Source organism: Isobaculum melis (genome assembly GCF_900111355.1).
GTDB lineage: Bacteria > Bacillota > Bacilli > Lactobacillales > Carnobacteriaceae > Isobaculum > Isobaculum melis.
In genome coordinates this window covers 22775-36931 of the sequence record NZ_FOHA01000001.1, presented here as the reverse complement: position 1 = coordinate 36931, position 14157 = coordinate 22775, and the positions used below count along the sequence as shown (strand labels likewise).

Here is a 14157-nt window from a genome sequence, read left to right as displayed (position 1 = left end):
GCTAGGAGATAAACCTTGCTACTATCTCTTTACGCGCCTCAACAAATGCTTGATTGTCCCTACTTGGATGAATCCGATTGGTCAATAAAATAAACCCATTTTGGCGTTTCATATCGACTAATAAACTCGTACCAGTGAAGCCTGTATGATAATAAATATCCGGCTGTAAGACTTCCCAGCCTAATGTTCTGGATCCTTGCTGATATTCTTTTAGCCAGTCGAAAGCTACTGATGAAAGAACTTCTTTTCCTTGATAGCACCCCTGATTGAGCATCATTTGAACAAAATGAATCAAATCCGTTAAGGTAGAAAATAAACCTGCACTACCACTTTCACCAGCTAGTAAAAAAGCCTTATGATCATGACATTTCCCGCGAATACAGCCTCTTTCTTTGGTACATTCTGTTGGAACAAAGCGAGATAAAGGCTGTGCCAAATGATAACCAGTGTTCGTCATCTCTAAAGGCTCAAAAATAAATTTTTGCATCCCTTGCCCCAAAGAACCATCGAAAACTTCAATGATCCAGCCCAATAAAATGTAGCCAATATCAGAATAAAGTGTTTGGCTCCCAATCGGATAAATCGGCTGTTCACACTGATAAATCGCTTCAATTAAATCAGCTTGAGATAACTGATGCTTATTTGAAAAATCCCCAGGTAAACCTGCTTGATGTAACAATAAATCCTTTAATGTTACATCAAGTAGCTTAAATCTTGGTAAAAGCTTAGCGACCTTTGTATCAAAGGTGAGCTTTCCTTGTGCTATCAACTGAAAGATTCTTGTTGTGGTACCAACTACCTTTGTTACAGAAGCCAAATCATAAAGCATATTCTGCTGTAAAGGCTCTCTAGTTGGCTGAACTTGGCTATCTCCTATCACAAAAGACTGACTCTCAGTTGCTGTCACAAAAGCAAAGCTTGCTCCTGGTATCACATCATCCTGCACTAACTTTTCTATTTGCGCTACTATTATTTCTTGTTTCAACCTACTCACCAGCCTGATAAGCTTGGATCACTTGAGTCACCATTCCTTGATGCTCCTTAACCGCTTTTTTTGCCGCTAGAGGATCAAGTCCTGTCTGAATCATGACAATCGCTACAGCCACATCCATCTCCGCTAATTCTAACATTTCAAGTGCTTTTTCTTCTGATACGTCCGTCGCCTGTGCAATAATACCTTGCGCACGCTTAACCAGTTTTAAATTGGTTGGCTGAACATTCACCATTAAATTGCTAAAAACTTTTCCAGAACGAATCATCACACCAGTTGAGAGCATATTTAAAACCATTTTTTGTGCACTGCCTGCTTTCATGCGCGTAGAGCCAGTAATAACTTCTGGTCCAACAATTGGGGCAATCCCAATCTGAGCCAGCTGATTCATCTCACTTGCACCATTACAGGTCACAGAAATGGTTAAAGCATCTACTTCATTGCCATATTTTAAGGCTGAAATCGCATAAGGTGTTCTCCCACTTGCAGCAACAGCAATCACAATATCGGCTGCTGTTAAATCAACTTTTTTTAAATCCTCAATGGCTAGTTCCTCGCTATCTTCTGCTCCTTCAACGGCTGAAAACATGGCTTCCTTACCACCTGCAATTAAACCAAATGCCCGCTTAGGTGAAACACTATAGGTCGGTGTTAATTCAATCGCATCTAAAGCACCTAAACGCCCAGAAGTTCCTGCACCACAATAGATCATTCTACCGCCAGCCATAAATTTTTCACTGACAGCATCAATCGCTTTGGCAATTTGTGGGAGTTCCTTTTCCACAGCAAGTGCCACTTTTTGATCTTCCTGATTCATTACAGCAACCATCTCCGCTGTTGAAAGCTGATCAATCGTCATTGTTTCTTTATTTCTTGATTCAGTTGTTAGTTTTGTTAAATCCATTCTGCATACCCCTTACTTTTTTAGCTGCCTTGCAAGTCTAGAGGTCTCTACGATGCCCTTTTCAATATGTTCAAAATCCTTTTGGACAATGCCTAAATACAGCATATCCGCTATCAGCATCATTGAAAATTTTGAAGAAATCGCACCGATTCTGAGCAAATGCTCATTATTAGGAATTGCAAGCACCACATCTGCCAGCTCAGAAAGCTCTGATTTTTGGTTACGTGTCACAGCGATTATTTTTGCACCATTTTGCTTGGCCTGCCTTACAGGAAGCAAGACTTCCTTGGTTTCTCCACTATAAGAGAAGGCAATCACAACATCCTTTTTGGTAATGTAATGAGAAAATTCAACACCCATATGTGCATCAAAATCATATCTTGCCCTGATATTCACACGATTTAATTTATGATATAAATCAAAAGCAGGGAGTCCTGATGCACTGATACCATACAAATACACACAATCTGAACGTCTTACCGCTTCAAATATTTCTTCTAATGCCGTCACATCTAAGTGATGAATAAACGATTCTGATGCCGCATTCATCATTGAGCTTAGTTTAAGTGCTAACTCCCTTGTAGTATCTTCCTCTGCAATAACAGGGTCTAGCACTTCTTTATCTCCAGCAAGAGAAACCGTTTTCGCAAGATTGATTTTCAATTCCTCCAGACTGGAGTAGCCTAAGGTCTTGCTAAAACGAATGACTGTTGCAGCAGATGTTTGGCTTTTTTCACCAATTTCTAAAGCGGATAAATGCAATACCTCTTCTGGATGTGCTAATAAATAATCTGCAATTTTTTGATTGCCTTTGCTTAAATTGTTGTATTCATTTCGAATATGGGTGAATAGTTCCATGATTTGCCTACCTCTTTATATGATTATTTTGGAAGAAAATTAAGAATGGATTCATTTGATTCAGTTGGCACCATTTGTGCAGTAATGTTCACACCATCTGCTACCAATTGACGTAGAATCTTGATATCTTCTTCTGTTAAATTGACTGATTTTTTAATATTAACTGTATCTTCTTTTTTCGATAAATTTCCAACATTAAAAGTTGTTAAGGGAACGCCGCCTTCAATGAGCTTGGCCATATCCGGAATATCTCTCGTAATTAAAAAGACTTTCTCATGATCATATTTACCAGCTAAAATATTCGTAATCGCTTTATTCACTGATAAAATCGATAATTTAACACCTGTTGGCTTGGCCATTTTTAGCGCACCAATTTGCATTTCATCTTTAACCACTAAATCATTTACAACCATAATACGTTCTGCACCTGTTAAGTTTGTCCAAACAGTTGCAACCTGACCATGAATCAATCTTTCATCTACACGAGCATGTGTTAATGTCATTGTTAATTCCCACCTTTTTTAGTTTAGAATAAGCTAGCAATAAAGCTAAAGATATTTTGAAGGTTGCCTAGTACCATTCCTAAAGCAATCAATACAAAAATTAAACGAGTAGAATTCATTTTCTTTTTACCTAATAACCAATAAGAGAATAAGACAATTCCTAATGGTAATAACCCTGGTAAAATTTTATCTAACATATCTTGTACAGATAATGTGACTTCACCCATTTTATATTCAAGTGGCAAAGTAAAGTTAATCACAGAAGGAATTAAGGCCCCAACTACTGTTAACCCTAAAATAGAAGCACCTTCAGTGAATGCTTTCATCTGTCCAGCAAACTCTGTTGCCAATTTACGCCCTTGAACATACCCTAAATAGGTAAATTTATAACGTACCCACAACACTGCTAAACAAGCGATAATTGGAATAATTAAGCCAATTACCTGTCCACTTAGCGCCATATAAGACGCAATTGAAAAGATAATCGCACGATAGATGGCTACGAATAAAGTATCACCAACACCTGCAAAAGGTCCCATTAAACCTGTTTTCAAACCTGCAATTGCAGTTGGATCAGACATGCCGAACTCTTCTTCTAAGGCCATATCTGCCCCTACAATTAAGTGAGACATCGCTGGCGTTGTATTAAAGAAGCCTAATTGTAGTTTTAACGCCTTCGTCATTTCTTCTTTTGTTGTATATAATTTTTTCAAGGCTGGCATGATCACATAGGCATAACCTAGGCCTTGCATTTTTTCATAGTTCCATCCTAATTGTAACCCAAATAGGTTACGAATGTATACTTTACGAATATCTTTTTTCGTTAATTTATTTGTCTCATTACTCATCGATTTCTACCTCCTCATCATCTACATAAACTGTACTTGACTGATTGCTTGTTGCAGCGGATCCTGCACCTGCTTCACGTTTGGTTAATAGGTAAATTCCTGCAAAAGCAAGTCCTACTAAAGCTGCACCAAGAAGAGAGAAGTTTGCGCCACCAAAAGCCATCAAGACAAATCCGATAATATAAAATGGGAAATATTTCTTTAATGGTAAATAACGCATTAAAATGGCAATCCCCATCGCTGGTAAAATAGCACCGGCTGTTTTTAATCCGACCATCACCCATTCAGGAATAAAGGCATTAATTGCATTGACCACATGATCACCAAAGGTTAAACCAATAAAGACAGGAATCATTCTAGTCAACATCCAAGGAAGAGCTCCTAATAAGTTCGCACGCTCTACACCTTTATAATCGCCTTTTTCAGCTGCTTTATCTGCCATATGTTGGAAAAAAGTATTGGTCATTCTACCAACAATATCTAGCTGAGTTAATAATAAACCAATTGGAACGGCTAGCCCAATCCCATATTCAGGACCTTTTCCTGAAAGAATAGCAAAAGCTGCCCCCATCACAGATCCTGATAGAAAATCTGGCACGGTTGCCCCACCAAAGGTCGCTACGCCTAAGGTCATTAATTGTAATGTCCCTCCAACGATTAAACCTGTTTGTAAATCACCTAAAACCAACCCTGTAATTGTGCCGCCAAACAATGGGGTATATGGTCCCATTTGAATTGAAATGGCATCTAGCTGACCGATGCCAACATAGAGGGTTAAAATAATAATTGCAACAATTGAGATACTCATGTTTCTTCCTCCTTTTTTAATAAAACGCTTTCTTTTACAACCTCATTCTAGCACTTATGATTTTATATTTCAACTTTATTGTTTAAATAGATCTTAAAAAGAAATCTAATTTCATTAAATCGTATAAAAAATGGAACGACTTTTCCCTTTAAAGTCGTTCCTACCCAATTTCATGATGTACTTATTTATGTATTCTGAACAAGTCCTGTTGTCTGGAAATAAATAAGTTCTAAGCTGTTCATTTACTATAACATGAAATGTTTCCAAATTAGAAAAATGTGTAATATATTCACACTTTTATTTTTCAAGTAGCACTTTTAGTCCATAATATAACTAAAGACCGATTTCTGAAAGAATTTCCATAATATTCATCATGGTTTCTTGATAGGTTGGTTTGGTTGCTTCTTCTTTTTTTTCTACCATTTCATCTTCTTGATGTTGTGCAACCAAATCTTTAATTCTCTTTAGGGCTTCTTTTTCTTCACTCATATCCGTCCATCTCCCTTTAACTGATTGACTTTATTATAACAAAGTAATAGAGAATCACAAAAGAATCTGCTGATATATCTATTATTTTATCTCGTCAAATGAAGTCTCGTGATAAACCCAACTAAAAGGAAGAGGTGTTGGTGTAGTAGGTTGCAGATAAAAAGTTATCCAATATTCTCTTGCGCCATTACTATCAATTGTTGGAAATCCTGATTGGATAGCTGCTGGTGAATGAGGGATCTCTTTATCAGTTAAAACATAGCCTAAAGAATGATAGTATTCAGGAATAATCCCTTCTATCTGATAGTACTCTCCAGGTGGATTTCGTATCACAATTGATTTTTGATAATCATTAGCATCTGCAACAAGAGAGGATGCGCGTACATTTATGCGTTCCGCTATGGTCATAACAGCTGTCGGATTTTGTGCATCAACACGCCTAATTTCAGCATATCCTTTACTTGGAACGACTAATTGACTATGAGCATGAACCATTACTTGTTGAATATGAAACGTTAATTGCTGTTTTCGATAGTAATAAATAATTTCTATCGGATCCTTGTCATAGTTACCTGTTGGATTGCCTTGCACGGAAACCAAGTCATAACCCAAAATAGTTTTCTCATAACTAGTAGCATCATAAGGTGTTCCAATCGCAAAAACATCTCCGATTGACTCCTGATCTGGTGGTGTTAAAGAAGCCAAAGCATCATCTTGATCGCGATACTTAATACTAACACGCTGTGGAACATCTGCACTATGCGCATTTTCATCATTTATCTCAGTCTGTCCACCATAAGCACTATACTCAATATAGTAACCCTCGTTCCAAAATGAGGATGGCCATGTCTCCGCACCTTCATTTGGCAAATCATTCCACCATTTTGTTGGCTTTGTGCCATCATTTAAGGCAAATTGTAAAACTGTTTCTGGCTTGATATTATGCCAATTATTGTTGGGTTCACCAGCACTCCAGCCATTATAGACACCTGGTATTGGTAAACCTGTAGCCTTTATAATGCCATTATAAAATTCTAACCCTGCTTCTGGTCCAGCTACCCAATACCAAATTGATTGATCTAAACGATAGAAACTAGTTGCTGTCAGTATCGCTGGCTCATCTTGAATTTTTGCGCCATTATCCTTGCGCACCATTCTAGTTGCCCCTAGCCAACCTGGTTCTTTAGCAATTGCATTAAAGATATGATCATGCTCTGCTGCACTTGTAATGGTCGCTAAATAGCCTGTCAGATTTTTATATTTATTGGCTTCTGATTTTGCTTCATTATAGGCAGCTGCCCATGATAATCTTTTGGGAATATAGCGATAATAATGCTTAACGCCATTTTCATCTTCCCATGCTGTAATTTCCTTATCACTTAAAGAAATGGTCACGATTCCTTTCGTTTGCGCTTCATCTGTAATCGTTAAACGCAATTGTTTCAAAACATTTTGAACATCTGTGGGTGTGTTATGAGCGTCTAAGGTATAGTTAATAAAACTATCATTAGGGTCATTATTCAACTGCCAACCTGTTGGTGTATTCAGCTCCAGTTTTACACCTGAAGGCATCGAAATGGTCACTGAAGCAATGGTGGGAAAGTTTGGTATAACGGTTAAATTTTCTAACTCATATTTCCCCCCATTTCTTTTGACATCAAATTCAATTATTTTAACTGGACTTCCCTTAAGTTCAACAGTCGGGACTGTTTCTGCTTGACTTTGTTTACCAAAGGAGAAAAGCAATACGAAACAGAAAGCAAGTAACATCCCCCATTTTCCTACCTTAGATACTCTATTACTCATTAATGTACACCATCCTCATTCTATTATTGCAACAAACAAATGTTTTTTACATAAAATGATTTGTTTGAAGTCAATAAAAATGGCAAACAAAAAAACGCTGATTTAATCGCGTTTTGAGCTTTGAATTTAAAAATGTACACTTATTTAAAGTACAGAAAAAGAACGAGTGCATTTAACATTTGATTCTTGCAAAGCAATCATACCCTACACCAAAATCGCTGTCAACGCTTGATTTAACAGCATTTATCCAGTTGTTTTCCGAATATACAGAAACCATAAATATAAACCTCACAAATCGTTTCCTATACATTTAACTCATAATATCTAAGCAAACAAAAAATCCTTTGACAAGATGGTCAATCTTGCCAAAGGAAATGATAGTGTATTTATTTACTTAATTTCTCACGAATTTTTTCTTCTTGTCCTGCTAATCTTGCATAGTTAAAGAATCTTACTTCAGCATCCTTAACAGTTTTTCCAAACAAGCGATCAGCAACAGTTGGATTGGCTCTGTATAAAGAAGAGAACCTTGTTTCACTCAGCATGAAATCTTTCATCGTACTAAAATCAGGTTTTTTAAAGTCCAATGTCATTGGCACTTTGCCTTTTTCAGCTAATGCTGGATTAAAGCGATAGAGAGACCAGTAACCAGAATTCACAGCTTGCTTGGTTTCTTCTAAGGTTTGGCTCATCCCACCAATCACACCATGATTAATACATGGTGTATACGCAATAATCAAAGAAGGACCAGGGAATTTTTCTGCTTCTTCAAAAGCTTTTAGGGTTTGCATTTGGTTGGCACCTAAAGCAATTTGTGCCACATAAACATTGCCATAGCTCATTGCCATCATCCCTAAATCTTTTTTCGATACATATTTTCCACTTGCTGCAAACTTAGCAATCGCTGCAGCTGGTGTTGCTTTAGATGTTTGCCCACCAGTATTGGAATAGACTTCATTATCCATGACTAGAATATTAACATCCTCGCCACTCGCTAATACATGATCAATTCCGCCGAAGCCAATATCATAGGCCCAACCATCGCCGCCAATCATCCATTGACTAGGTTTTGCAAAAATATCACGATCTTGATAGATTTCTTCTAAGATTTCATGCCCATCTTTTTCTTGGAGTAAAGCAAGTTCTAATTCTTTGGCACGTTCTCTTGTATTTTCACTATCATTCAGATGATTTAACCAATCTAAGAAAATGTCTCTCAGTGGTTCGCTAATTTGCTCACCTTCAAGCTCTTCTGCCATCTTCATAGCAATCGCTTCACGTCTTGTTTGATTGGCTAAATGCATCCCAAAACCATACTCTGCATTATCCTCTAGTAATGAGTTTGACCAGGCTGGTCCGCAGCCTTCATGATTGGTTGTATAAGGAATCGCGGGGCTTGAACCACCCCAAATGGATGAACAACCTGTGGCATTAGCAATCAACATTCGGTCACCAAATAACTGTGTCAACAGTTTCACATAAGGGGTCTCACCACAACCTGCACAAGCACCAGAGAATTCCACTAATGGTTGCTCAAATTGAGAGCCACGCACGGTATTCTTTTTAAATGGATTTTTCTTCGCTTTTAAAGTCATTGAGAAGGCCCAGTTCACAGCTTGTTCTTTTTGCTCTTCATACGGACGCATTTGAATCGCTTTTTCTTTTGCTGGACAAGCAGCCACACAAAGACCACAACCAGTACAATCATCCACCGCTACTTGAATACGGTATTGTAAGCCATCTGCTCCGCGAATATCTCGTGTAATATATCCAGCAGGCGCTTCCTCCATCTCTTCCTCATCTGCAAGAAATGGTCTAATTGCTGCATGAGGACAAACAAAAGCACACTCATTACACATCGTACAATTTTCAGGAATCCACTCTGGAACCTCTAAAGCAATCCCACGTTTTTCATAGGCTGAAATCCCCACTGGTAAACTACCATCTGTCATCCCATTTTCCATTAAGGTCCCAACAGATAAACTATTCCCTTCTTGACGTGCCATCGGTTCTAAAATATTCATCACAAAGCTTGGTGTTTCTCCATTTTTCTTGATTGGCGCTAAAGGTTCAGCCTCTAGCCAGCTTGTAGGAACATCAACTTTTTTCAATAACTGCGTAGCCTGCTCGATTGCTTGAACATTGCTTTCGACAATCGCCATTGATTTCTTCCCATAGCTAACCATTGCTTGCTCTTTGAGTAAAGTCACTACTTCGTCAAAAGGCATGATATTCGTTAATTTGAAGAAAGCAGTTTGCATAATCGTATTAATTCTACGACCTAGCCCCACTTCATTTGCAAGCTCAATCGCATTGATGGTATAGAATTGAATCTCATTTTCAGCAAGATAACGTTTCAACTGATAAGGCAAATGACGTTCCAGTTTTTCACCTTCCCAAATGGTATTGAGTAGGAAGATACCGCCTTTTTTCAGTCCCTTGACTAAATCATAATTATTTAAATAAGCTGCTGTATGACAGGCAATAAAGTCTGCTTGATTCACTAAGAAGCTTGATTTGATTTCATCCTGACCAAAGCGTAAGTGAGAAACAGTTAAGCCACCAGATTTTTTAGAGTCATAATCAAAATAGCCTTGGGCAAATAAATCGGTATGATCCCCAATCAGCTTAATCGCTGCTTTATTTGCACCTACTGTCCCATCTGAGCCAAAGCCCCAGAATTTCGCTTGATACGTGCTAGCTGGTGTTAAATCAATGTTTTCTCCCAAATCTAAAGATAGATTGGTGACGTCATCCACAATCCCGACTGTGAAACGTTGTTTTAAATCTGATTCAAGTAAATGGTCAAAAATACTGATAATATGTGTGTTATTGACATCCTTTGAGCCTAAACCATAACGACCACCAATGACTTGTGGACGCAGAGTTGAATTGTATAACGCACTTTGAACATCAAGCAGTAATGGCTCTCCGCCAGCACCTGGTTCTTTGGTACGATCAAGCACAGCAACTTTTTGTACAGTCGCAGGCATCGCTTTTAAGAAAGCTTCAACTGGGAATGGACGATAAAGTCTAATATTTAACAAGCCAACTTTTCTACCTTGCGCATTTAAATAATCAACAGTTTGTTCAATCACAGAAGTAGCAGAACCCATTGCAACAATCACTTCTGTCGCTTCAGGATCCCCGTAATAATTGACTAAATTATAATTGGTTCCACGTAAAGCATTAATTTCTTGCATATAGTGAGAGACAATTTCAGGCAAGCGATCATAATGGCCATTAATGGTTTCTCTTTGTTGGAAATGAATATCAGGATTTTGGTTGGTACCACTGGCACTCGGATGATTTGGATTCATCCCTCGTTTACGAAAGACTGTCAGAGCGTCTGTATTGACGAGACCTTTTAATTCATCATATTCCAATACGTCAATTTTTTGAATTTCATGACTGGTTCTAAACCCATCAAAGAAGTTCATAAAAGGAACAGAGCTTTCTAAGGTCGCTAAATGTGCAACCGCTGATAAGTCCATTACCTCTTGTACTGTTCCTTCAGCTAACATGGCAAAACCAGTTTGTCTAGCTGACATCACATCACTATGATCCCCAAAAATATTTAACGCATTCGTTGTAACCGCACGGCTGGCCACATGAAAAACGCTAGGTAATAATTCTCCTGCAATTTTGTACATATTGGGAATCATTAATAATAATCCCTGTGAAGCTGTATAAGTTGTGGTTAGTGCTCCTGTTTTCAGTGAGCCATGAACCACACCCGCTGCGCCTGCTTCTGATTGCATTTCAACAATTTTTACGGGTTGTCCAAACATATTCTTTTTACCATTTGATGTCCACTCATCGACAAGCTCTGCCATTGTGGAACTAGGCGTGATTGGATAGATGGCTGCTACCTCTGTAAAGGCATATGAAATATATGCTGCAGCTGTATTTCCATCCATCGTTTTCTTTGTTCGCATGTGTTCACCTGATTTCATTATTTTATCGCTCCATTAAATTTAATACTGCCCACCTATTATACTCTTCTTTTTAAGATTTGTAATGTCTGTTTTTGCACAAAATAAGAATCTATTTATTCAGAAGCTTGTTGGGATGCATTCTTTTGGAATGTATTTTTTCACAAAGTTATTGCTTTAAATAAAAGAAATTTTTCCGCCTCTTTCTTCCCACTCGTTCTTTTGTTATAATAAATAAGAAAAAATGATGATAGAAGGAGAATACTTTATGCAAGATTTATTAGAACGCACGAAAAAAAATCTAAAAAGCTTTGATTATTTCAAAAAGAATGTAACGTTTAGTTCTGCACTACATAACACAGCAATGGGCGCCTTTTCAATTGGCGGTATTATTCTTTTTTATAACCTTGCTTCAACTTTCCAAACCCTGACTAAGAATGATATTCCTTTTGACTATTTCTGGGATCTTTTCTTTAGTGATGAATCCACAAACGTGATTTTTCTATGGGCAACCTATTTAGCATTTATTTTAATTCCGATTGGTATTATTTTATTCATTGTGGCAAAAATCAGACGAGAATCAGATATCAAAAAATTACATGACGATGTGATGCAAAATGAAAAAATTATTTGCTCAAAGCTTTATCATGTTGGTTTTTTCTATTTTAGATTTAGATACGAAGATTTAGCACAACAAGAGCATATGGAAACCAAATTTGAAGAACTTAGGAAAACGCTTGAAGATTCCGATGATAAAAAATGGCGTGGTGTGCTTAAAGCCAAGAAAATTGATACATTCAAAAATAAGCTAATCAAAACCATCAGAGATGAGTTAAACATTTCGCCTAACGAGATTGATGCTTTTGCCAATTCAATCACTAAAAAAGCGACAACACATAACCAAGAGGATTATCTTTTTGAAATCATCGATTCAAAAAACAAACGATATCATATTACTGTCGTTTAAATAAAAAGGAGGACATTGTTTTGTTTCAAACAATGTCCTCCTTTTTTGATGGCATCAAGCTATTGCCATTCCTCTCGAAGCACACCATATTTGATAGAATCATAATACTTTTCTTGATAGTATCTGACTTTTCTGATTTGCGCTTCTCTGACCATCCCTAGTTTTTCGCCGATCTTCATCATCCCTTTATTTCCTGACCAAGTAGTAAAACCAACTCTCTGAATCAAAGGAACAGTTTCAAATAAATAGGTGATCCAGCACTGAATCACTTCAGAACCAATCCCTTTATTCCAAGTGCTTTGGTCATAAAGACAAATCCCAAATTCTAGCCATTGCTTCAATGTACCATCTTCCCAAAAAGCAAAAACTTGACCTACTATTTGATTTTCATACACAACGACTGCTGCAAACGGATTATTCACATAACGCTCTTCTGCAAGCTTTGTAAATGCCTCAAGCGAAAGCACTGGATCCTTGAGATAAGGACCATTCCATTTCATCCATTCCAAATCCCCATCAAAAGCAATCTTCCATAAATCAAAAATATCCGTTGTCTCGATGCTTCTTAAAGTAACCTTATCTGTACAATTTTTATTAAACATGTATTTCCTTCTTTCCTTACTTGCCGCCCCTTGGACTCACCTTTACCTGATTTTCTTTTATGTACATATCAAATCCCTACTTTCCTAATAGACTTATCCTTAGTATAGCAATTGCACTTTACTTGTCAATTCAATACCTTTCCTCATGAATTCTCCCTTATAGCTCTCTCTATTAAACGACACCATTTTATAGTAAAATAAAGCTATTGGTCATTTAACGATTGATTAAGGAGGTTTTTATCATGAGTATTAAAAGATTTGTACAATTATTTATTTGTTATGCGCTATCTGTTGTTGTGAGCCTATTTATTGTTGATTTATTCAAAATAAAAGGATTTTGGCTAGTAAGCTTGGTCATTTCTGTGATTGGCTTTATTGTCATTTGTATTCCATTAACTATTTTGACGGTGTTGAAAAATAAGAAATAGGTGCACAATCAGAAGAAATTTTAGATAGATTCAAGTAAGAAAACTTCATTTATTTGAATAAACTTGTAAAAACAGTGAAATCATCCGCATCAAGCTCAAATGATTTCACTGTTTTTTTTTTCAAATTTAACTTTGTGTTGCAAGAATTTAAGTGGCGTTTTTCTAAGCTCTTTCAACTGGATAAGTCATACAATGTGGTCCGCCGCCACCTTTTAGGATTTGTTCCAAAGGTAGTTTAATCACCTTTAATCCCTCTGCTTCCATAGCAGCATTCACTGTTTTGTTATTTTCAATCCCTAAGACACGTCCATTGCCTAATGCTTGCACATTACAGCCATGTTTAAAAACCAACTCACTTGGGACGTGAATGATTTTAAAGTTACGACGTTTCAACATCTGTAAGAAATCATACGGCAACTCATCAGTCGCTGCAAGACAAATCTTTTCCGCAACAATATTAAAAATCATATCTAGATGAAGGTTAGAAGGGGATGAAGGCACACCAACTACTGTATAACCATAGCGCGCAAGCTGCTCTCGTAAATTATCAATCCCTGCAGTATCTGTCCGATCAACCAGCCCAAAAGCTAAGGTATGCTCATCAATCATCCAAAAATCGCCACCCTCAAAGCAGCCTGCATTTACTCGGGCAACAATTGGAATGCCTAGTTCTTTTAATTTTGCTTCATAGATTGCCGTTTCTCTTTGACGAGCTGGATGACGAAACTTCCCAATAATGGCGCCTTCCTTAATCATTGCCCCAAAATCTCGGGCAAAAGTTTGAACCTCTAATTCTTGCTGCGCTTCTACTTCAATGACCTCTACACCATTTTCTTGATAGGCATCAATCAAGGTTTGCCATTCACTAACCATACGATCATTTTGTTCAGTTTCGCCTTTTTCCATCCACTCTTTTGTAATTTCATTAATTGCATTAAATACATAATATTTTGGAGAACAAACGATGACCTTTTTTAATTCATTTGTTGCATTGCGAACATAAATTTTTTCACTCATT

13 protein-coding genes are annotated in these 14157 nt (G+C 37.3%); 2 read left to right on the top strand and 11 right to left on the bottom strand.

What is annotated here, in order from left to right; genetic code table 11:
- Nucleotide 1: 1 nt before the first annotated feature.
- The 9 genes from BMW29_RS00170 to nifJ form a co-directional block, all read right to left on the bottom strand.
- Nucleotides 2-985, bottom strand: coding sequence for a serine hydrolase domain-containing protein (locus tag BMW29_RS00170; protein WP_177165611.1), 984 nt, complete (start codon nt 983-985; stop codon nt 2-4).
- Nucleotide 986: 1 nt separating this feature from the next.
- A complete protein-coding gene (gene murQ / locus BMW29_RS00165) occupies nt 987-1895 on the bottom strand; it encodes an N-acetylmuramic acid 6-phosphate etherase (protein WP_092649199.1) in 909 nt (302 codons plus the stop codon).
- 12 nt (nt 1896-1907) lie between these two features.
- Nucleotides 1908-2753: a MurR/RpiR family transcriptional regulator gene (locus BMW29_RS00160; RefSeq protein WP_092649198.1), complete on the bottom strand. Its 846-nt coding sequence runs from the start codon at nt 2751-2753 to the stop codon at nt 1908-1910.
- 23 nt (nt 2754-2776) lie between these two features.
- Nucleotides 2777-3256, bottom strand: coding sequence for a PTS sugar transporter subunit IIB (locus tag BMW29_RS00155; RefSeq protein WP_092649197.1), 480 nt, complete (start codon nt 3254-3256; stop codon nt 2777-2779).
- Between the two features lie 23 nt (nt 3257-3279).
- On the bottom strand, nt 3280-4104 hold the full coding sequence (locus BMW29_RS00150) for a PTS system mannose/fructose/sorbose family transporter subunit IID (protein WP_092649196.1): 825 nt from the start codon (nt 4102-4104) through the stop codon (nt 3280-3282).
- Nucleotides 4097-4912: a PTS mannose/fructose/sorbose/N-acetylgalactosamine transporter subunit IIC gene (locus tag BMW29_RS00145; protein WP_092649195.1), complete on the bottom strand. Its 816-nt coding sequence runs from the start codon at nt 4910-4912 to the stop codon at nt 4097-4099. Before BMW29_RS00145 ends, BMW29_RS00150 begins: the two co-directional genes overlap by 8 nt.
- 333 nt (nt 4913-5245) lie before the next feature.
- Complete coding sequence (locus BMW29_RS13920) at nt 5246-5401, bottom strand: hypothetical protein (protein WP_177165610.1); 156 nt, start codon at nt 5399-5401, stop codon at nt 5246-5248.
- Nucleotides 5402-5482: 81 nt separating this feature from the next.
- On the bottom strand, nt 5483-7207 hold the full coding sequence (locus BMW29_RS00140; RefSeq protein ID WP_092649194.1) for a MucBP domain-containing protein: 1725 nt from the start codon (nt 7205-7207) through the stop codon (nt 5483-5485).
- Nucleotides 7208-7593: 386 nt separating this feature from the next.
- Nucleotides 7594-11145, bottom strand: a complete 3552-nt coding sequence (gene nifJ, locus BMW29_RS00135) for a pyruvate:ferredoxin (flavodoxin) oxidoreductase (RefSeq protein WP_092649667.1) — start codon at nt 11143-11145, stop codon at nt 7594-7596.
- A gap of 265 nt (nt 11146-11410) precedes the next feature.
- Here nifJ and BMW29_RS00130 point away from each other — a divergent pair, with 265 nt between their 5' ends.
- Entirely contained in the window at nt 11411-12109 is a 699-nt protein-coding gene (locus BMW29_RS00130) for a hypothetical protein (protein WP_092649193.1), read from the top strand.
- A 59-nt stretch (nt 12110-12168) separates the two neighbouring features.
- On the opposite strand, the gene BMW29_RS00125 is transcribed toward BMW29_RS00130, so the two are convergent.
- Nucleotides 12169-12711: a GNAT family N-acetyltransferase gene (locus BMW29_RS00125; protein WP_092649192.1), complete on the bottom strand. Its 543-nt coding sequence runs from the start codon at nt 12709-12711 to the stop codon at nt 12169-12171.
- A 242-nt stretch (nt 12712-12953) separates the two neighbouring features.
- Between BMW29_RS00125 and BMW29_RS00120 the strand changes: the two genes are divergently transcribed.
- Nucleotides 12954-13139: a hypothetical protein gene (locus BMW29_RS00120; RefSeq protein ID WP_092649191.1), complete on the top strand. Its 186-nt coding sequence runs from the start codon at nt 12954-12956 to the stop codon at nt 13137-13139.
- A 162-nt stretch (nt 13140-13301) separates the two neighbouring features.
- On the opposite strand, the gene BMW29_RS00115 is transcribed toward BMW29_RS00120, so the two are convergent.
- Nucleotides 13302-14156: a dimethylarginine dimethylaminohydrolase family protein gene (locus BMW29_RS00115; RefSeq protein WP_092649190.1), complete on the bottom strand. Its 855-nt coding sequence runs from the start codon at nt 14154-14156 to the stop codon at nt 13302-13304.
- Between the last annotated feature and the right edge of the window lies 1 nt (nt 14157).